Consider the following 17,627-nt stretch of genomic DNA (forward strand, 5'->3'; position numbering starts at 1 on the left):
GTTCGCATCGGGCCCAGTACCGCCGCCAATGCCACGCCCGACATCCTGCCGTTGGCGTCAAGTCCAGCCGGAAGCGGCCCTCTGAGACACAACGAAGGCCGGCACCGGCCCATCGACGTGGCGCCACGTAACGGCGTCATGCTGGTCGATGAACCGGGCGCACCTTCAGCGCCGAGCCCTGAAGGCCGTCGAGATCGCGAACGGGAAGATCACTGGCATCGAGAAGTCACGCGAAGAACTGACCGAGATCGGCGTCGACAGGCTCCCGGAGACGATCTCTGTCCGTGTCAGAAGGTGCAGGTGGCGAGCTCTTCCCCCGGCGTGTACGAGAACGCCACCCGGTCGGAGGAGACCCAGCCGTACGTGGTGGTGCCCTCGACGCGGCCGTAGTACCAGGTGTTGTTGTAGTGGTTGGAATACTGGCACCACATCCAGACCACCGTCCCGGCGGAAAGGCTCCTGATCCGGTCGCAGTCTGCGTAGGAGCCGGTGTTCAGCCAGGTGCCACCGGACAGGACGGTGAGCTTGCCTCCGCCGTTGGGCAGGTGGGTCGGCACCGAATAGGGGCAGCCGGTGGGCGCCGGCGGAGCGGCCGAGGCCGGTGACGCCGGCCCGGCGATCAGTCCCGCCGTCGCCATCAGGGCGGCGGCCGATACGGTAGCCATGACTCTGAGCATCCGAGACATGAGACTCCTATCTGGACAGTCAATGTTGATCAAAGCTACCGTCCTCGTCGATGTCTGACAAGGCACTGTCACCGCAATGACACGCTCAGTCGACGCGGTAGGTCAGGTGGGTGGTGGTGCCGGAGGCTCGTACGTGGATCTGACGCAGCGTGCGTGGGCCGGTCCCGGCCAGAAACAGCGGCGTCCCGCCGCCCAGCAGCACCGGCGACAGATGCAGCCGCAACTCGTCGAGCACGCCCGCCTCGAGCGCACCGCGGATGACCTCGGCACCGCCCATCACCACGACATCCCGGTCGTCGGCCACCACGGTGGCCTTCCCTACCGCGCTGCGCACGCCGTCCACCACGAACGTCACCCGATCCGCGAGGCGGACCGTGTCGGGCGGCCTGCGGGTCACCACCAGCACGGGTGGCTTCGCGGCCAGGCCCGCGCCGTAGCCGACGTCGTCGTTCCAGCCGTGCGGGCCGTCGATGATGTCGAAGAGGTGGCGGCCCATGACGACCGCGCCCGTGGCGTCCGTCGTCGCGGCGAGTACCTCACGGTCGATCGGGTCGGGGCTGAAGGCCCAGGTGTGCAGGGCCTCGCCGCCGCGGCCGAGGCCGTGCTCCGCGTCCGGGTCCGGGCCGGTCACGTACCCGTCCAGGGACACCGAGATGTCGGCGACCACCTTCGTCATGTGGAGACCGGTACCCAGGCGGGGCGGAACCAATCCCGCCTCAGGCCGGCGGAATGAGCCGCGATCCCGTCCAGGCCAGGCCCATGCCGGCGGCGAGCAGGAGCAGCGCGCCGACGGTCGGTAGCGGGCGGACCGCGTACGAGCCGGCGCCGATCGAGAGGGCCGCGAGCATCAGCAGGACGCCGTCGGCCGGGTTGACCAGCTTGGAGCGGAAGACCGCCCAGCCCAGCAGCAGCCAGCCGGCGCCGGCGACCGCGGCGGCGGCCAGCGAGGCGGCGTGCACCTGCGTGGCGCTCAGGCCGGAGCCGGCCGGGCCCACGCCCTCGGGGAGTGCGGCCAGCGGGAGCATCATCATGAAGCCGGCCATGCCGACGAGCAGGCCCGCGAGCGCCGAGCGGCGGGTGCGGGAGCCGGACAGCAGTCCGGCGAGGCCGATCATCGCGACGGCGCAGAGCCAGCCGGCGACGAGTCGGACCAGCAGCGTGCCGGGTGGGCTGGACACGCCGAGCGTGGTCCAGCCGTAGAGGACGGCGCCGAGCGGCAGCGCCCACAGGGAGATCCGGGCGTACCGGCGTACGGACCAGATCCAGACGGCCTCGCGGACCGGCAGGTATTCGGCGGTGGTCTGTGCACCGCCGACCCAGGCCGGCGCCACGCGCAGCGGGCGTCCGCTGGCCGTCTGATGTTGACTGATGCTCATTCCATCGCCTCACGCCAAGCGGCCGTGGACCCCGGTCGGAATCCTCGGTCAGCATGGCAAAACCCCGCGCACTGCGCGGGGTTTTGCGGCATTCGCTACGATCTTGCACCTCGTCGGGGGAGGTCAGGCGCGCTCGGGCTCCCCCGTGTTGTGGTAGTCGGCGCTGCCGAGCGCCGCGGCCGGCGGCACGGCCTCGGGCGCGGCCAGGCCCCGGGGTCCCCTGTCTCCGGACACCTGGGCCTCGGCGGCGCGTACCTGTGCGTCGACGGCGGCGGCCTCCTTCGCCGCGGCCTCGGCCGCGGCGGCGGCCTCGCGCTCGACGGCGCCGGCGTCGACCGTCGACGACGGGAGGTCGCCGACCATGTTGGCCAGTCCGCCGAGCGCCCCGCCGACGCCCTCGAGGGCCTTGGTGAGTTCGGTCGGCACGATCCAGACCTTGTTGGCCGAGCCGTTGGCGATCTGCGGCAGGGCCTGCAGGTACTGGTAGGCCAGGACCTTCTGGCTCGGGTTGGCCTCGTGGATCGCGTTGAAGACGGTCCGGATGGCCTTGGCCTGGCCCTCGGCGGTGAGGATCCGGGCCTGCCGGTCGCCGTCGGCGCGCAGCACCGCCGACTGCTTGTCACCCTCGGCCGTGAGGATCTGGGACTGCTTGACACCCTCGGCCGTGAGGATCGCGGCGCGGCGGTCGCGCTCGGCGCGCATCTGCTTCTCCATGGAGTCGCGGATGCTCGGCGGCGGTTCGATCGCCTTGATCTCGACGCGGGTGACCTTGACTCCCCATCGGCCGGTGGTCTCGTCGAGCACGCCGGACAGGTGGCGGTTGATCTCCTCGCGGCTGGTCAGCGCGCGCTCCAGGTCGAGCGAGCCGATGACGTTACGCAGGGTGGTGACGGTCAGCTGCTCGATGGCCTGGAGGAAGTTCGCGATCTCGTACGTGGCGCGTACCGGGTCGACGACCTTGAAGTAGAGCACCGTGTCGATCGAGACCACGAGGTTGTCGGAGGTGATGACGGGCTGCGGCGGGAAGCTGACCACGTTCTCGCGCATGTCCACCTTGGTGCGTACCGTGTCGATGAACGGCACCAGCAGGTTGAGCCCGGGCGACAGCGTGCGCTTGTACTTGCCGAGGCGCTCCACGACGTCGTGCCGCTGCTGCGGCACGATCCGGACCGACCTGAGCAAGGTGATCACCGCGAAGAGCGCGATCACGAAGACGAGCACACCGATAGCGACTTCCATGGCGTCTCTTCTCTTTCTGTATGCGATTGGTGATTCAGAGATTGGGCAGGTCGTCGCGCCACACGATCGCGGTGGCTCCCTTGACCTTGATGACCCGGACCCGATCGCCCGGCGCGTAGGTCTCCGCGCCGTCGAAGGAGCGCGCGGTCCAGAGCTCACCGTCGATCTTCACGAGCCCGTGGTCGGCGGTGACTTCCTCCAGCACGGTCGCCTGGGATCCCTCTATCGCCTCGATCCCGAACGGCGTCTCGCCGGACTCGGCGGCGGACCGCTGGTGCCGCATGATGATCGGCCGAAGTGCGGCGACGGAGAGGCCGGACACGAGGGCGAAGACTATCGTCTGGAGGAGCAGCGGGGCGCCGAGCGCCGCCGCGCCGGCCGCCGCGAGGGCACCAATGGCGAAGAAAATGATCAGAAAGGTCGCGGTGAAGGCCTCCGCGACCGCGAGGGCGACGGCGAGCACGATCCAGAGGACGCTTTCCACCCCCTGATCGTGACACGTCCGCGCTCGTGAGGCGACGTCGCGTCACGTCGGGTTGCCACGTAGCCATATCGGTGCCGTTCAGTTAAGAAGTAGTACCCCGCATCCGAGAAAGGCTCACCCGTGTCCCTGCTGCCGGAGACCGGCCGACGCGTCACCGAGATCGCCGCCCGCGCGCAGTCCGCGGGTCGCGCGCCGTCCCTGGCGCTGGCGGTCGTCCGCGACCGATCGCTGCTGCATTTCACCGGCGCGGGCGAGACCCCGCCGCCGGATACGAAGACCCAGTACCGGATCGGCTCGATCACCAAGACGATGACCGCGACCATGATCATGCAGCTGCGCGACGAGGGCGGCCTCGCCCTCGACGACCCGCTGGGCCGGCATCTGCCGGACACCCCGCTCGGCGGGCTCACGGTGCGGCAGCTGCTCGGGCACGTCTCCGGGCTGCAACGCGAGCCGGACGGGCCGTGGTGGGAGCGCAACACCGGCGGCGACGTGGACAAGCTCCTCGCCGAACTCGCGTTCGACAAGATCGCCGCGCCGCCGTTCCGGACCTACCACTACTCCAACCTGGCGTACGGGGTGCTGGGTGCGGTGTTGCAGCGGGTGACCGGGGAGCCCTGGGCGCAGCTGCTCGCCAAGCGGGTGCTGGATCCGCTGGGCATGCGGCGGACCACCTACTTCCCCGTCGAGCCGTTCGCCCGCGGCTACGTGGTGCACGCGCTCGACGGCAGCCTGCACGAGGAGCCGAGGCTGGACGCGGGCGCGATGGCCTCCGCCGGGCAGCTCTGGTCGACGGTCACCGACATGGCGAAGTGGGCCGCGTTCCTGGCCGACCCGGCGCCGGCCATGCTGCGCCGCGCGACCGTCGACGAGATGTGCACGCCGGTGGCGATCCAGGACGACGCCTGGACCGCAGGGCACGGCCTCGGCCCGGAGCTGATGCGCGTCGGCGAGCGGATCTACGTCGGGCACGGCGGCTCCATGCCCGGCTACGTCGCGGTGATCGCGGTGCACCGGCCGAGCCGCACCGGCGTGGTCGCCTTCGCCAACTCGTACGGGCTGCGCGGCACCACCATCCGGGCGGTCGGCCTCGAGGCGCTCACCGCGGTCCTGGACGCCGAGCCGCCCGCCCCGCAGCCGTGGCGCCCGGCGCCCGCACCGCAGGGCGAGGCCGCCGAGCTGTGCGGGCGCTGGTGGTGGATGGGTGGCGAGTTCGAGGTCGCCGGCGACGGCGCGGACCTGGTGATGAGCCCGGTCGGCCTCACCGGACGGGTGCCGTGGCGCTTCGTCCGGGAGTCCCGGGACCGGTGGCGCGGGGTGTCGGGCACCAACACCGGCGAGGTGCTCGTCGCGTCGCGCGGACCGGGCGGCGAGGTCACGCAGCTCGACATCGCCACGTTCGTCTTCAGCCGCGACCCGATGCACCTCGCGTGAGCAGGGCGTTCAGAAGTCAGCTCGGCTCGGTGACGAAGTCGATCAGCCGCTCCATCGCGTTGATCAACGGGGTCTCGACGTCCTTGTAGCTGTGCACGCCGCTCAGGACGCGACGCCACATCTCGTACGGCTCGGCGACACCCACCGCCCGGCAGACGCCCTCCTTCCACGGCTGGCCGGGCGGGATCACCGGCCACGCCGCGAGTCCCACCCGCTCCGGCTTCACCGCCTGCCACACATCGACGTACGGGTGCCCGGTGACCAGCACGTTCGGGTCCTTGACCGCGGCGACGATCCGGCTCTCCTTTGAGCCCGCGACGAGGTGGTCGACGAGCACACCGACCCGGCGCCCGCGGGCCGGCTGGAACTCCCGGAGGGCGCCGGCGAGGTCGTCGATGCCGTCCAGCGGCTCCACGACGACGCCCTCGATGCGCAGGTCGTCGCCCCAGATCCGCTCGACCAGGGCCGCGTCGTGCACGCCCTCGACCCAGATCCGGCTGGCCTTGGCGACCTGTGCGCGTACGCCCGCGACCGCGACCGACCCGGACGCGGTCCGCTGCCGCACCGGCGCCGGCCGGGCGACCGGCCGGCGCAGGGTCACCACCTTGCCGTCCAGCAGGAAGGCGGCCGGCTCGAGCGGGAAGTTGCGGCGCCGGCCGTGCCGGTCCTCCAGCACGACCGCGCCCAGCTCGAAACCGACGACCGCGCCGCAGAAGCCCGAATCGGCGTCCTCGACCACCAGATCGCGCTCGGCGTCCACCTCGGGCACGACCTTGCGGCGCCGCCAGTCCCCCGCCATCACGTCCTCGCCATACATGACGGGCACGTTAACTCCTCAGCGCGGACACGCCGGTTACGACGCTCCGACCGAGACAAGCTCGGCAGACGGCACGTACCCTTGCTCGCATGTCCCCCGCAGCAGATGCGGCGACACTCACGGCGCGCCGGTCCACCCGGTTCGTGACGTGGGTACGCGCCTGGCGGGCCGGCCTCGTCCCGTTCGACGAGCTGGCCGACGAGATCGCCGGCGACGAGGAGCACCTCGTCGCCGATGCACCCGGCACGTGGACCGACGTGCCGCTGGGGCAGGCGCTGCCCGCGTTCGCCAAGCTGCACCCCGACGACATCCGGCTGGTGCTGCCCGCGCCCGGCGACCCGCGCGGCCTGCCCGGCCCCGGCGAGCTGACCGGCGCGGCGATGCTGGCCGGCGAGGCGATGGTCACCCCGTCGTTCGGGATCGTGCCCGAGCTGCGCCGGCACACCTCCGGTTCGGGTGTGGAGTTCGAGACGGTGCTGTGGCGCTTCTATCCGGTGCCGGAGTTCCGGCCGGGCTTCCAGATGGGCTCCGCCGAGGCGGAGGGCGAGCTGACCACGGCGCTGGCCGAGGCCACCAACCGGCTGACCCGCCTGGACGTCGCGCACTGGCGTCCCGAGCTGGCCGGCGCCCTACAGGCGCTGCGCCGCCCGGAGAGCACCGCGACGCTGCCGCCGGGCTTCGACCCGCGCTCGCGGCGGCTGTTCGCGCGGGCCAGCATCCTCGACCAGGTTCTGGCGCTGGCCGAGCACAGCGCACCCGGCGGCGCCGTCAACGGCTACGAGGCGGAGCAGCGCGACGCGGCGCTGCGCCCGCTGACCAGGGCGTGCCGGCAGGCCCTGGTCGCCGCCTGCAACGCTCCGTTGCATGCCTGACAGATACCTGCACTGCACGTTCTGCGGTGCGCGCTTCGTGCCGGGGCAGCCGTGGCCGCGGCGGTGCGGCGCCTGCGGCGAGACGAGCTATCTGAACCCCAAGCCGGTCGCCGTCGCGGTCCAGCCGGTCGGCGGCGGTCTGCTTGTCGTGCGCCGGGGCATCCCGCCGGCCGAGAAGGCGCTGGCCCTGCCGGGCGGCTACATCGAGGTCGGCGAGACCTGGGAGCAGGCGGCGGCCCGCGAGCTGATCGAGGAGACCGGCCTCGCCGCGGATCCCGACGCGGCGAGGCTGTACGACACGATCAGCGCCCCCGACGGCACGCTGCTGGTCTTCGGGCTGTTCCCGGCGCTGTCCTCAGCGGACGAACTGCCACCGCTCGAGGCGACCGACGAGACCCTCGAACGGGTGGTCCTGCACGGGCCCGAGCCGCTGGGCTTCGAGCTGCACACCCGGGTGGCGAACCGCTACTTCGCCCAAGTGGCCGCCGGCATGTAGCCCGGCGGCCTGTAGGTCGTTCAGTCGTTCAGTCGTTCGTTCAGGACCGGAAGACCGCCGCGAGGCCGTGCAGGCGGGCCGCCGTACCGGTGAGGTCGTCGACCGCCCGGTGCGTCTCCTCCGCCGCGCCGCGTACCTCGTCCGCGGCCGAGCTGACCGCACCGATCGCCAGGCTGATCTGCTCGGCGCCCGCGCTGACCAGGCCCGCCCCGTCGACCATCGTGCCGGTGGTCGCGGTCTGCTCCTCGACCGCCGCGGCGATGGTCACCTGGTGCGCGGCGATCTGGCCGATGATGTCGGAGAAGCCGCTGACCGCGTCGACGGTCTCGCTGGTGTCGTGCTGGATGCCCTCGATCCGCCGGGCGATCTCCTCGGTCGCCGTCGCGGTCGCCTGCGCCAGCTCCTTCACCTCGCCGGCCACGATGGCGAAGCCGCGGCCGGCCTCGCCCGCCCGGGCCGCCTCGATCGTCGCGTTGAGCGCCAGCAGGTTGGTCTGCGCGGCGATCGCGTTGATGGTGCGCAGCACCTCGTTGATCTCCTGGCTGGAGTCCTGCAGCCGGGTCACGTTGCCGCTCGCCCGGGAGACGCCGGTGACCGCGTCGTCGGTCATCCGGGAGACGTCCGAGGTGTTCGCGCTGATCTCGGTGATCGCGTGACGCATCTGCTGGGTGCCCTCGGCGATGGCGCCGACCTCTTCGCTGGTGCGGGCCGCCGAACGGGCGACGGTCTCCAGCTCGCCGGCGGTGGCGTCCGCGGCGGCGGTCATCGTGCCGCTGGCCCGCTGGAGGCTGCCGGCCGAGGTGGTGACCTCGTCGACGGCGCGGCGGATGCCGGCGACGGTCTCCTGGAAGCGGCCCATCATCGTGTTGAAGGCCGTGGCCATCTGCCCGAGCTCGTCCTTGCCGACGACAAGCATGCGCGGGCTGAGGTCACCGGCGGCGGCCGCCTTGATCACGGCGACGTTCAGGCGCAGCACCCTGACGATGCTGAACCAGACCGACATCTGGAGGATCACCCCGATCGGCGCGACGATCAGCGGCGTCCAGAGCGCTATCGAGGCCAGCCGCTCGAGGTCGGCGCGGCCGTCGGAACCGGCGGGCAGCCCCTCGGCGACCGAGCCGGCCACCGAGGAGGTGAACAGGCCCAGGCCGATGCCGAAGCCGACGAAGCAGAGTAGGGCAAGGGCGGTCCGGGCCTTCAGCGGCAGCCGGTCAAGCAGCGCGAACATGGTTCCTCCTGGGGGATCACCTGGTGAGATCGGCCCCATTCACCCCGAGTTGAGGGACTCAGTCTAGGGCGAATGTGCCTAATGTCTCGAAGGCGACCAAATCCGCCAGCCCCCGGGTGACCAGCCGGCCCGTTCCCTCGGGCAGCTCGTCCGGGGCGAACCAGCCGGCGTCGACGCTCTCGTCGGTCACCCGGACCAGCTCACCGGAGTACGAGTCGACCCGGCAGAGCAGGGCGATGTACTGGTAGACGTGCCCGTAGGTGTTCGGGTACCAGTCCTTGGCCCGGGTGTACAGCCCGAACGGCGTCACCGAGTGCGCGATAAGGCCGCACTCCTCCCGGACCTCCCGGGCGGCGCAGTCGCGCAGCGTCTCGCCCAGCTCCATCGTGCCGCCGGGCAGCGCCCAGGTGCGGTCGTCGGAGCGCTGGATCAGCAGGATCCGGCCGTCGCCGTCGCGCACCAGGCTGTGCGCGCCGATCGAGATCAGCACCCGGTCGTCCCCGGCGAGCTTGCGCAGCCCTCCGATGTAAGACTCTTCCCAGCTCAGTCCCACGATTGCCACTCCAAGATCAAGGTGCCCCCGCGGCGCCGTGCGCGCCGGATCCGGTGCGAGTCTCGCACCTGGAACGGCAGGCCGTTGCCCACCACTCCCAGGGTTGGCGTCGCATCGCGTTCAGGGTGCGCGACCAGGGGACGGAGATCGCCGGACGGGCATTGGCCGCGCTGATCGTGTTCGGCCGGGTCGCCGATCCGGGCGACGCCCGGCTCTGGCTGCTCGTCGCCGTGACCGCCGTCGGGCCGCTCCTGCTGGTGGCCTCGGTGAGAAGGATGTTCCGGCCGTTGCGCCGGTGGTGGCGAAGGAGGGGCCGGCCGCGAAACGCCGAGCCTGACGGAGACCCCCTGCCGGACCAGGCCGGCGAAGCCCCGGCCGGGCCTGCGGCGCAACACGGAGAATGAGCCACGGTTCAGTGCAGGCCCGGCATTTCCGGACCCCAGCGGGACCATACCGCCGTCACCGCCGCCCAGTACGGCACCGCGATCGCGGGGATGACCAGACCGTCCGGCCAGCCCCACGCGTCCGACGCCCATGACCCGGCCGCGGCCAGCGCGGCAAACAGGCCGATCGTGGCCACGCGCCATCTGATCCGCCGTCCCCGCTCCTGTGCGGGAAGGACGACGGCGTGCTTGGGGCTCAGCGGACGACACGCACGGCAGGGATCACGCGGCAAGGCTACGAGGGGCGGCGGCGGTCAAGGTCAACCGGCCACCCGGAGTCGCCGGGACCGAACGGACGATGGCGACCCCACCGGCAACACCGGCACCGGCCCGGTCAGATCTCGGCGATGAGGTCCGCGACGCTGTCGATGATGCGGGACGGGCGGTACGGGTAGCGCTCGCTCTCCGCGCGGGTGCTGATGCCGGTCAGGACCAGGATCGTCTCCAGGCCCGCCTCCAGGCCGCAGAGCACGTCGGTGTCCATCCGGTCGCCGATCATCGCGGTGCTCTCGCTGTGGCCGCCGATGACGTTGAGCGCCGAGCGCATCATCATCGGGTTCGGCTTGCCGACGAAGTACGGCTCGACGCCGGTCGCCTTCGAGATCATCGCGGCGACGGACCCGGCGGCCGGCAGCGCGCCCTCGTTGGAGGGGCCGGTCGGGTCCGGGTTGGTGCAGATGAAGCGGGCGCCGTCGTTGATCAGGCGGACCGCCTTGGTGATCGCCTCGAAGCTGTAGGTCCGGGTCTCGCCGAGCACCACGTAGTCCGGCGCGTAGTCGGTGAGCACGTAGCCGACGGCGTGCATCGCGGTGGTGAGGCCGGCCTCGCCGATGACGTAGGCCGTGCCGCCGGGCCGCTGGCCGGCCAGGAACTGCGCCGTGGCCAGCGCGGCCGTCCAGATCGACTGCTCCGGTACGTCGAAGCCCATCCGGCTGAGCCGGGCCTGCAGGTCGCGCGGGGTGTAGATCGAGTTGTTCGTGAGGATGAGGAACGGCTTGCCCGAGCTCTTCATCCGGTTGACGAACTCGGGCGCTCCGGGCACCGGCACGCCCTCGTGGACGAGCACCCCGTCCATGTCGGTGAGCCAGGTCTCGATGGCCTTGCGCTCGGTCATTTTGCTCCTCGGCGTTGCGGGGTGGGGCAGCAGTCGGCCGCGCACTGGTCCCAGACCGGCAGCGTACCGAGCCGCCGTCGGGGCAGCGCGGCGATCCGCTCCTCGACGAGCTCGCGGATCATGGTGACGAAGCGCGGGTCGGTGCCGGGCGTCGCCGCGCGGGCGTAGCCGAGCCCGAGGCCCTCGGCCGTGTCGCGGGCCTCGTTGTCGAGGTCCCAGATGACCTCGAGGTGGTCGGAGACGAAGCCGATCGGGCTGACCACCACGTCGGTGACGCCCTTGGCCGCCAGCGCGGTCAGGTGGTCGTTGACGTCGGGCTCCAGCCACGGCACCTGCGGCGGGCCGGAGCGGCTCTGCCAGACCAGGTCCCAGGGCAGGTCGGCGGCGGCCGCGGCGTGCACCAGGGCGGCCGTCTCGTGCAGCTGGGCCTCGTAGCGGCCGCCGTCCGGTCCGGCGGTGGCTGCCATCGAGGCCGGGATGGAGTGCGCGGTGAAGACGATCCGGGTGCTCGCCCGGCGCCCGGGGTCCAGGGTCGCCAGCGCCGAGCGGACCGCGTCGGCGTGCGGCGCGACGAAGCCGGGGTGGTCGTGGAACTGGCGCAGCTTGGTCACCGCCGGCGCACGCGCGCCGACCTTGGCGCGGGCCTGCGCGATGTCCTCCCAGTACTGCCGGCACGACGAGTAGCCGCCGTACGCGCTGGTCGCGAAGCCGAGCGCGGAGGTGACGCCGTCGTCGCGCATCTGCGCCAGGGTGTCGGCCAACATCGGCGTCCAGTTGCGGTTGCCCCAGTACGCGGGCAGGCCGACGCCGTGCGCGGCGAAGTCGGCCCGCACCGCGGCGAGCAGGTCCCGGCACTGCTGGTTGATCGGGGACACCCCGCCGAAGTGCCGGTAGTGCTCGGCCACCTCGGCGAGCCGCTCCTCGGGGATGCCCCGCCCGCGCGTCACGTTGCGCAGGAACGGCAGCACATCGTCGGGGCCCTCCGGGCCGCCGAACGAGAGAAGGAGAAACGCGTCGTACGCCACCGGCCCATCCTCCCCCGCCTGGGCCGGCGGCCCCCACCGACCCCGGCCCGGCTCAGGCGCCCAGCGCGTGATACCCGCCGTCGACGTGCACGATCTCCCCGCTGGTTGCCGGGAACCAGTCGGACAGCAGCGCGCAGACCGCCCGCGCGGCCGGCTCCTGGTCGGTCAGGTCCCAGCCCAGCGGCGCGCGCTGCGCCCAGGCCTCCTCGAACTGCTCGAAGCCCGGGATCGACTTGGCCGCCATCGTGCGCAGCGGACCCGCCGACACCAGGTTGCTCCGGATGCCCTGCGCGCCGAGGTGCAGCGCCAGGTACCGCGACGCCGACTCGAGGCCCGCCTTCGCGACGCCCATCCAGTCGTAGACCGGCCAGGCCTTCGTCGCGTCGAACGTCAGGCCGACGATGCTGCCGCCCTTGCCCATCAGCGGCAGGCAGGCGGTCGCCAGCGACTTGTACGAGTACGTCGACACCTGCAGCGCGGTGGCCACGTCCTCCCACTGGGCATTGAGGAACTCGCCGCCGAGCACGCTCTGCGGGCCGAACGCGATCGAGTGCACCACGCCGTCGAGGCCGTCCACGTGCTCACGGACCTTGTCGGCGAGCCCGGCCAGGTGCTCCGGGTTCGTCGCGTCCAGCTCGATCACGGGCGCCGGCGCGGGCAGCCGCTTGGCGATCCGCTCGACCAGTGACATCCGTCCGAATCCGGTCAGCACGACCGTCGCGCCGTTCTCCTGTGCGAGCTTGGCCACCGAGAACGCGATCGAGGCGTCGGTGATGATGCCGGTGATGAGCAGCCGCTTGCCGGCGAGCAGTCCAGACACTTTCTTATTCTCCGTTTCGCAGAGGCCGGGTCAGTGACCCATGCCGAGGCCGCCGTCGACCGGGACGACCGCGCCTGAGATGTACGCCGCGCCGTCGCCCGCCAGGAACACCACGGCCTGCGCGACCTCGTCGGGGGCCGCGAGCCGTCCGGCCGGGATCGACTTGAGGATCTCCGCCTTGCGGGTGTCGCTCAGCACATCCGTCATCTCAGTGTCGATAAAGCCCGGTGCGACCACGTTCGCGGTGATATTACGGCTGCCCAGCTCCCGGGTGATCGAGCGGGCCATGCCCACCAGGCCGGCCTTGCTGGCCGCGTAGTTCACCTGGCCGGGGCCGCCGTAGAGGCCGACGACCGAGGAGATGAAGATGATCCGGCCCCACTTGGCGCGCAGCATCTTGCTGCTGGCCCGCTTGGCGACCCGGAACGAGCCCGTGAGGTTGGTGTCCAGCACCCGGGTGAACTGCTCCTCCGACATGCGCAGCAGCAGCGTGTCGTCGGTGATGCCGGCGTTGGCGACCAGCACCTCGACCGGGCCGAGCTCCTTCTCGACCTCGGCGAACGCCGCGTCGACGGCCGCGGAGTCGGTGATGTCGCACTCCACACCGAACAGTCCGTCGGGTGCACCGCTGCCGCGGTGCGTGACGGCGACCCGGTCGCCCTGCTTGGCGAACGCCTGCGCGATCGCCAGGCCGATGCCGCGATTGCCTCCGGTCACCAACACGGTGCGGGCCACGCGTACTCCTTTTTTCGTGGGACTCGGACCGATCGAACACTAGGTGTTACCTGCGGGTAGGAGGAACTCGACCCGGCTCATACCCGGGTAGGGGTCAGAGATCATCCCTGGGGTGCACGACGTGCCGTCACCTCGGACCGTAGCCTGCCGGGATGGACGTCGTCGGCCCCCTGCGCCGGGTGCTGGCCGGCCCGGACCACCGGCCGCCGGCGACCGCGTCCCGGCGCTGGGCCAGAACCCGCTCGTACGGCGCGCCGCTCGCCGTGCTCGCGCTGCTCGGGCTTGGGCTGGCCAACGCGCAGTACTGGCTCGACAACCGGCCGATGAACGGGCTGGTCGCCGGCCTGCTCTCGGCCTGGTCCGTGCTGCCGGTGGTGGTGGCGGTCCGCCGGCCGCTGCTGGCCTGGCGCATCGCGTACCCGCTGCTGTTCCTGGGCACCGTCGGCGCGAACGCCCGCGAGCCCTGGCCGTGGACGACGGTCCAGATCCTCGGCTTCCTGTTCGTGTTCGCGACGCTGGCCCTGCGCGAGGACTCGGGCGTCATCGGCATCGTGACGGCGTTGAACATCGTGCCGGTCTTCCTGTTCGCGCCGCGCGCGAACGCGTGGGGCGTCGCGCTGCTGCTCGTCGCGATCGCGCTCGCCGGCGACATGGTGTCCCGGCGGCGGCGCAGCCGCCAGGCGCTGGCCGAGCAGTCCGAGCTCACCGAGGTGGAGAAGGCCCGCCGCGCGGTGCTCGAGGAACGCGCCCGGATCGCCCGCGAGATGCACGACGTGGTGGCGCACCACATGTCGATGATCGCGGTACAGGCCGAGACCGCGCCGTACCGGGTCACCGGCCTGTCGCCGCCGGCCCTCGCCGAATTCACCACCATCGCGTCCGGTGCCCGCGCGGCGCTCACCGACATGCGGCGGCTGCTCGGGGTGCTGCGCGCGGAGAACGACGAGTCGCCGCGGGCGCCGCAGCCGGGGCTGGCCGAGGTGACGACGCTCGTCGAGACCGCGCGACGGGCCGGCGTCACGGTCGCCCTCGACGGCCACGAGCCCGCGGACGTGCCCGAGGCGGTCGGCCTGGCCGCGTACCGGATCGTGCAGGAAGCCCTGGCGAACGCGGCCCGGCACGCGCCGGGCGGCCCGGTGCGGGTCTCGGTCCGCGGGGGTCCGGGGTTGCTCGTGGTGGAGGTGGCCAACGGGCCCGGCTCCCCCGCTCCGGCGCCGGGCGGACCGGGGCACGGACTGATCGGGATGCGGGAGCGCGCCGCGCTGCTCGGCGGCGTGCTCGAGGCCGGGCCGTCGCCGGACGGCGGCTACCGCGTCGAGGCACGACTGCCACTCGCGGAGGGTTGATGATCCGGGTACTGATCGCGGACGACCAGGCAATGGTCCGGCAGGGCTTCGGTGCGCTGCTCGCGGCGCAGCCGGACCTGCTCGTGGTCGGCGACGCGCCGAACGGCGCGGAGGCCGTCGCGGCGGCACGCAGGCTCGACCCGGACGTCGTACTGATGGATGTCCGGATGCCGGTGATGGACGGCCTGGAGGCGACCCGGCGGCTGATGACGCCCGGGTCGACGGTCAAGGTGCTGATCCTGACAACCTTCGATCTCGACGACTACGTCTATGAGGCGCTGCGCGCGGGTGCCAGCGGCTTCCTGCTGAAGGACGCGCCGGCCGCGGATCTGGTGCGGGCGGTCCGGGTCGTGGCCGGCGGCGAGGCGCTGCTGGCGCCGTCGGTGACGCGGCGCCTGATCGCCGAGTTCGCGGCGCGCCCGCGCACCCGGCGGCCCCGGCCGACGGCGCTGGCGGCCCTGACGCCCCGCGAGACCGACGTGCTGCGGCTGATCGCCCGGGGGCGGTCCAACCAGGAGATCGCGGCGGATCTGGTGGTGGCCGAGCAGACCGTGAAGACCCACGTGGGCCGCATCCTGGCGAAGCTGAGCCTGCGCGACCGGGCGCAGGTCGTCGTGTTCGCCTACGAGTCGGGTCTGGTGGCCGCCGGCGAGTAGTACCGGGGTACGGCCCCACGGTCAGCACCCGGGACCGACGACCGGGGGCAGGCCGGCGCCGCAGGGTCGTCGGCATGCGAATCTCCCCGGCCCTGCTGGCCCTGACCGTCGCACTCCCGCTCGCCTCCGTGCCGCCGCCGGCCCCGCCGCCCGTGCCCGGGCTCTCCCGGTCCGCCGCCCTCGCGGCGATGGTGTCCGCGGGCGAGCCGTACGCCTCGTGGGCCCGGACCGGGCGGCGGTTCCTGGCCTTCGACCCGCGCGGTGACGGCATCGGGGTCGAGGCCGTCGGCGATCTCGAGACCGCCGACCGGATCGCGGTGCTGATACCCGGCGTGGACACCCGGCTGCGGGACTTCGACCGCGGGCTGGGCGGCGTGGCCCGCCGGGCGCCGGCGGTGCAGGCCCGCGCGGTCTACGACCGGTTGCGCGCCGCCGACCCGGGCGCCCGGGTCGCCGTCGTGGCGTGGCTCGGCTACGACCCGCCGGAGGGGCTGTCGCTGGACGTCGCCCGCGACCTGCGCGCCCGCTCGGGCGCGGCGGCGCTGACGGCCTTCGTGCGGGCGCTGCCCGCGCGGGCCGAGGTGACCCTGATCGGCCACAGCTACGGCGCGCTGGTGGCCGGGCTGGCCGCGCCGCGGCTGCCCCGGGTGGCGGACGTCGTGGCGCTTGGCGCGCCCGGCATGGGCACGGACACGGCGGCCGGGCTCGGCGGCGCCCGGGTCTGGTCGGCGCTGGCACCGGACGACTGGATCCGGCGGGTGCCGCAGCTTCGCCTGCTGCGCCTGGGCCACGGGCGGCGCCCGTCCGCGCCGGCCTTCGGCGCCCGCGCGCTGCCGGTCACGGGCGTCTCCGGGCATGACGGGTACCTGTGCGCGGGCACCGCGACCCTGGACGCGGTCGCGGAGATCGTCCTCGGTCGCACGACGGCGAACGCGGCGTGAGCGGGCCCGGCCGGATCCCGCGCGACCGTACCGTCGACGCGGTCCGGGCCTTCGCGGTCGCCGGGGTGGTGTGCGGCCACTGGCTCGTCACCGGCCTGGTCCCCGGCCCGGACGGGCTCGGCACGGCCAGCCCGCTCGCGGCCATGCCCGCCGGCGCGCCCCTGACCTGGCTGCTACAGACCCTCGGGCTGTTCTTCTTCGCGGGCGGCTTCGCGGCGGCCCGTTCGCGCCGCGCGGGCCGGCCACGACCGCCGCTGCGCCGCCACGCCCGCCCGGTACTCGGGTTGCTCGCCGGCTGGGCGCTCGCGCTGCTGCTCGCCGCCGCGCTCGGCGTGCCCGCCACGACCCTGCGCACGATCGCCACCCTGGTCGTCAGCCCGCTCTGGTTCCTGCTGCCGTACCTGGCGCTGTCCGCCGGCACCGGCGCCCTGCGCCGCCTCCTCGCCCGGGCCGGGCCGGCCGCGGTGCTCGCGGGAGTCGCCGTTGTCGCGGCCACCGACGCGGGCCTGCTTCCGGGACCGGTGGCCGTGATCGCGGCGTGGTCGGCGCCCTGGCTGCTCGGCATGCTGGTCGCCGACCACACCGGCACCGGCGACGCACTCGCCTACGGCGGCGCGGCGCTCGCCCTCGCGGGCGCGGCCGCCATGGTCGCCCTGATCCGGCTCGGCCACTACCCCGCCAGCGCGGTCGGCGTACCGGGTGCGGGCCGGTCCAACCTCTCCCCGCCGTCGCTGCTTGCCGTCGCGCTGGCCGTCACCCAGACGGGCGTTTTCCTGCTCCTGCGCGGGCCGCTCGCCCGGCTGCTGCGCCACGACCGGGCCTGGCGTCCGGTCGCGGCGGTGAACCGCGCCGCCGTCGGTGTCTACCTCGGCCACCAGAGCGTCCTGCTCGCCGTCGCCGGAATCGCCGCCCTCGTCAACCCCGCGATGCCGGGCCTGCTGACCGCGCCGGCCGGGCCCGGGTGGGTCGCCGGCCGGTTGCTCTGGCTGCCCGTACTCGCCGCCGTCCTCGCCGTCGTAACGGGTGTGCGACACCCCCGTGGACCCTGATGCATTAAGCGAGCCTTAAGAGGTACGCTCTTGGACGGTTCCCGAGCCCGGACTACTGATGGAGGTGATCGCTGTGCGAGATAGCGATCCTCCTAGTCGTGGCCGGGCCGCTCGTCAGCCGCTCTGACCTCGACCGCTGACGCAGAACCACCCCGCTCCTCCCTGCCGTTCCGTGGCTTCGACGCGATCGAACCCGGCCGGTGTCGTGCGCCGCGACGGAGCTGGGGTGCCGGCCGCGACGCTTCGTGTGCGCACTTTCCCCATCGGTCTCCACCGGGAAGTCACAGCCATGAGCAAGTTCGTCGCACCGTTG

21 protein-coding genes are annotated in these 17,627 nt (G+C 72.7%); 8 read left to right on the forward strand and 13 right to left on the reverse strand.

Annotated elements, in window-relative coordinates; translation table 11 throughout:
• Positions 1-287 precede the first annotated feature (287 nt).
• From BJ971_RS28955 to BJ971_RS28975, 5 genes are all read right to left on the reverse strand, one after another.
• On the reverse strand, positions 288-665 hold the full coding sequence (locus BJ971_RS28955) for a hypothetical protein (RefSeq protein WP_184996339.1): 378 nt from the start codon (positions 663-665) through the stop codon (positions 288-290).
• 106 nt (positions 666-771) lie between these two features.
• Positions 772-1,362 (reverse strand): dihydrofolate reductase family protein, encoded by a 591-nt coding sequence (locus BJ971_RS28960; protein WP_184996340.1) that lies wholly within the window; start codon positions 1,360-1,362, stop codon positions 772-774.
• A gap of 40 nt (positions 1,363-1,402) precedes the next feature.
• Entirely contained in the window at positions 1,403-2,062 is a 660-nt protein-coding gene (locus BJ971_RS28965; protein ID WP_184996341.1) for a hypothetical protein, read from the reverse strand.
• Positions 2,063-2,185: 123 nt separating this feature from the next.
• Positions 2,186-3,301: an SPFH domain-containing protein gene (locus BJ971_RS28970; protein WP_184996342.1), complete on the reverse strand. Its 1,116-nt coding sequence runs from the start codon at positions 3,299-3,301 to the stop codon at positions 2,186-2,188.
• A gap of 34 nt (positions 3,302-3,335) precedes the next feature.
• Positions 3,336-3,785, reverse strand: a complete 450-nt coding sequence (locus BJ971_RS28975) for an NfeD family protein (protein ID WP_184996343.1) — start codon at positions 3,783-3,785, stop codon at positions 3,336-3,338.
• Positions 3,786-3,905: 120 nt separating this feature from the next.
• Between BJ971_RS28975 and BJ971_RS28980 the strand changes: the two genes are divergently transcribed.
• Positions 3,906-5,219, forward strand: coding sequence for a serine hydrolase domain-containing protein (locus BJ971_RS28980; RefSeq protein WP_184996344.1), 1,314 nt, complete (start codon positions 3,906-3,908; stop codon positions 5,217-5,219).
• A gap of 16 nt (positions 5,220-5,235) precedes the next feature.
• Here BJ971_RS28980 and BJ971_RS28985 read toward each other — a convergent pair whose 3' ends face one another.
• Complete coding sequence (locus BJ971_RS28985; RefSeq protein WP_184999164.1) at positions 5,236-6,036, reverse strand: DUF3097 domain-containing protein; 801 nt, start codon at positions 6,034-6,036, stop codon at positions 5,236-5,238.
• Positions 6,037-6,125: 89 nt separating this feature from the next.
• Here BJ971_RS28985 and BJ971_RS28990 point away from each other — a divergent pair, with 89 nt between their 5' ends.
• Together BJ971_RS28990 and BJ971_RS28995 are read left to right on the forward strand one after the other, a co-directional pair.
• Positions 6,126-6,908: an Rv1486c family protein gene (locus tag BJ971_RS28990; RefSeq protein WP_184996345.1), complete on the forward strand. Its 783-nt coding sequence runs from the start codon at positions 6,126-6,128 to the stop codon at positions 6,906-6,908.
• Entirely contained in the window at positions 6,901-7,404 is a 504-nt protein-coding gene (locus BJ971_RS28995) for an NUDIX domain-containing protein (protein WP_184996346.1), read from the forward strand. The genes BJ971_RS28990 and BJ971_RS28995 overlap by 8 nt, the downstream gene beginning before the upstream one ends.
• Before the next feature lie 40 nt (positions 7,405-7,444).
• Here the strand turns inward: BJ971_RS28995 and BJ971_RS29000 are convergent, their stop codons facing one another.
• Positions 7,445-8,632, reverse strand: a complete 1,188-nt coding sequence (locus tag BJ971_RS29000) for a methyl-accepting chemotaxis protein (protein WP_184996347.1) — start codon at positions 8,630-8,632, stop codon at positions 7,445-7,447.
• A 58-nt stretch (positions 8,633-8,690) separates the two neighbouring features.
• Positions 8,691-9,194: an NUDIX domain-containing protein gene (locus BJ971_RS29005; protein WP_184996348.1), complete on the reverse strand. Its 504-nt coding sequence runs from the start codon at positions 9,192-9,194 to the stop codon at positions 8,691-8,693.
• A gap of 116 nt (positions 9,195-9,310) precedes the next feature.
• On the opposite strand from BJ971_RS29005, the gene BJ971_RS29010 reads away from it, so the two are divergent.
• Positions 9,311-9,589 (forward strand): hypothetical protein, encoded by a 279-nt coding sequence (locus BJ971_RS29010; RefSeq protein ID WP_184996349.1) that lies wholly within the window; start codon positions 9,311-9,313, stop codon positions 9,587-9,589.
• An 8-nt stretch (positions 9,590-9,597) separates the two neighbouring features.
• Here the strand turns inward: BJ971_RS29010 and BJ971_RS29015 are convergent, their stop codons facing one another.
• The 5 genes from BJ971_RS29015 to BJ971_RS29035 all read right to left on the reverse strand — a co-directional run bounded on the left by BJ971_RS29015 (position 9,598) and on the right by BJ971_RS29035 (position 13,322).
• On the reverse strand, positions 9,598-9,765 hold the full coding sequence (locus BJ971_RS29015) for a hypothetical protein (RefSeq protein WP_184996350.1): 168 nt from the start codon (positions 9,763-9,765) through the stop codon (positions 9,598-9,600).
• A gap of 197 nt (positions 9,766-9,962) precedes the next feature.
• Positions 9,963-10,742 (reverse strand): HAD-IIA family hydrolase, encoded by a 780-nt coding sequence (locus BJ971_RS29020; protein ID WP_184996351.1) that lies wholly within the window; start codon positions 10,740-10,742, stop codon positions 9,963-9,965.
• A complete protein-coding gene (locus tag BJ971_RS29025) occupies positions 10,739-11,767 on the reverse strand; it encodes a ferrochelatase (RefSeq protein ID WP_184996352.1) in 1,029 nt (342 codons plus the stop codon). Before BJ971_RS29025 ends, BJ971_RS29020 begins: the two co-directional genes overlap by 4 nt.
• Before the next feature lie 52 nt (positions 11,768-11,819).
• Complete coding sequence (gene fabI / locus BJ971_RS29030) at positions 11,820-12,587, reverse strand: enoyl-ACP reductase FabI (protein WP_184996353.1); 768 nt, start codon at positions 12,585-12,587, stop codon at positions 11,820-11,822.
• A 30-nt stretch (positions 12,588-12,617) separates the two neighbouring features.
• Entirely contained in the window at positions 12,618-13,322 is a 705-nt protein-coding gene (locus BJ971_RS29035; protein ID WP_184996354.1) for a beta-ketoacyl-ACP reductase, read from the reverse strand.
• A gap of 152 nt (positions 13,323-13,474) precedes the next feature.
• On the opposite strand from BJ971_RS29035, the gene BJ971_RS29040 reads away from it, so the two are divergent.
• The 4 genes from BJ971_RS29040 to BJ971_RS29055 all read left to right on the forward strand — a co-directional run bounded on the left by BJ971_RS29040 (position 13,475) and on the right by BJ971_RS29055 (position 17,314).
• Positions 13,475-14,668: a sensor histidine kinase gene (locus BJ971_RS29040; protein ID WP_184996355.1), complete on the forward strand. Its 1,194-nt coding sequence runs from the start codon at positions 13,475-13,477 to the stop codon at positions 14,666-14,668.
• The gene (locus tag BJ971_RS29045) at positions 14,668-15,324 is read left to right on the forward strand and encodes a response regulator (protein WP_184996356.1); all 657 of its coding nucleotides are present in this window, start codon (positions 14,668-14,670) and stop codon (positions 15,322-15,324) included. Before BJ971_RS29040 ends, BJ971_RS29045 begins: the two co-directional genes overlap by 1 nt.
• A gap of 74 nt (positions 15,325-15,398) precedes the next feature.
• Positions 15,399-16,265 (forward strand): alpha/beta hydrolase, encoded by an 867-nt coding sequence (locus tag BJ971_RS29050; RefSeq protein WP_184996357.1) that lies wholly within the window; start codon positions 15,399-15,401, stop codon positions 16,263-16,265.
• Positions 16,262-17,314: an acyltransferase family protein gene (locus BJ971_RS29055; protein ID WP_184996358.1), complete on the forward strand. Its 1,053-nt coding sequence runs from the start codon at positions 16,262-16,264 to the stop codon at positions 17,312-17,314. Before BJ971_RS29050 ends, BJ971_RS29055 begins: the two co-directional genes overlap by 4 nt.
• Positions 17,315-17,627 lie beyond the last annotated feature (313 nt).

This window comes from Amorphoplanes digitatis (assembly GCF_014205335.1).
GTDB lineage: Bacteria > Actinomycetota > Actinomycetes > Mycobacteriales > Micromonosporaceae > Actinoplanes > Actinoplanes digitatus.

What these genes read in the sequence shown, in the direction of transcription:
- BJ971_RS28955 (WP_184996339.1), bottom strand. Translation starts at nt 665, where the DNA reads ATGGCTACCGTATCGGCCGCCGCCCTGATGGCGACGGCGGGACTGATC.
- BJ971_RS29050 (WP_184996357.1), top strand. Translation starts at nt 15,399, where the DNA reads ATGCGAATCTCCCCGGCCCTGCTGGCCCTGACCGTCGCACTCCCGCTC.
- BJ971_RS29045 (WP_184996356.1), top strand. Translation starts at nt 14,668, where the DNA reads ATGATCCGGGTACTGATCGCGGACGACCAGGCAATGGTCCGGCAGGGC.
- BJ971_RS28960 (WP_184996340.1), bottom strand. Translation starts at nt 1,362, where the DNA reads ATGACGAAGGTGGTCGCCGACATCTCGGTGTCCCTGGACGGGTACGTG.
- BJ971_RS28970 (WP_184996342.1), bottom strand. Translation starts at nt 3,301, where the DNA reads ATGGAAGTCGCTATCGGTGTGCTCGTCTTCGTGATCGCGCTCTTCGCG.
- BJ971_RS29020 (WP_184996351.1), bottom strand. Translation starts at nt 10,742, where the DNA reads ATGACCGAGCGCAAGGCCATCGAGACCTGGCTCACCGACATGGACGGG.
- BJ971_RS29040 (WP_184996355.1), top strand. Translation starts at nt 13,475, where the DNA reads ATGGACGTCGTCGGCCCCCTGCGCCGGGTGCTGGCCGGCCCGGACCAC.
- BJ971_RS28965 (WP_184996341.1), bottom strand. Translation starts at nt 2,062, where the DNA reads ATGAGCATCAGTCAACATCAGACGGCCAGCGGACGCCCGCTGCGCGTG.
- BJ971_RS28995 (WP_184996346.1), top strand. Translation starts at nt 6,901, where the DNA reads ATGCCTGACAGATACCTGCACTGCACGTTCTGCGGTGCGCGCTTCGTG.
- BJ971_RS28990 (WP_184996345.1), top strand. Translation starts at nt 6,126, where the DNA reads ATGTCCCCCGCAGCAGATGCGGCGACACTCACGGCGCGCCGGTCCACC.
- BJ971_RS28985 (WP_184999164.1), bottom strand. Translation starts at nt 6,036, where the DNA reads ATGTATGGCGAGGACGTGATGGCGGGGGACTGGCGGCGCCGCAAGGTC.
- BJ971_RS29000 (WP_184996347.1), bottom strand. Translation starts at nt 8,632, where the DNA reads ATGTTCGCGCTGCTTGACCGGCTGCCGCTGAAGGCCCGGACCGCCCTT.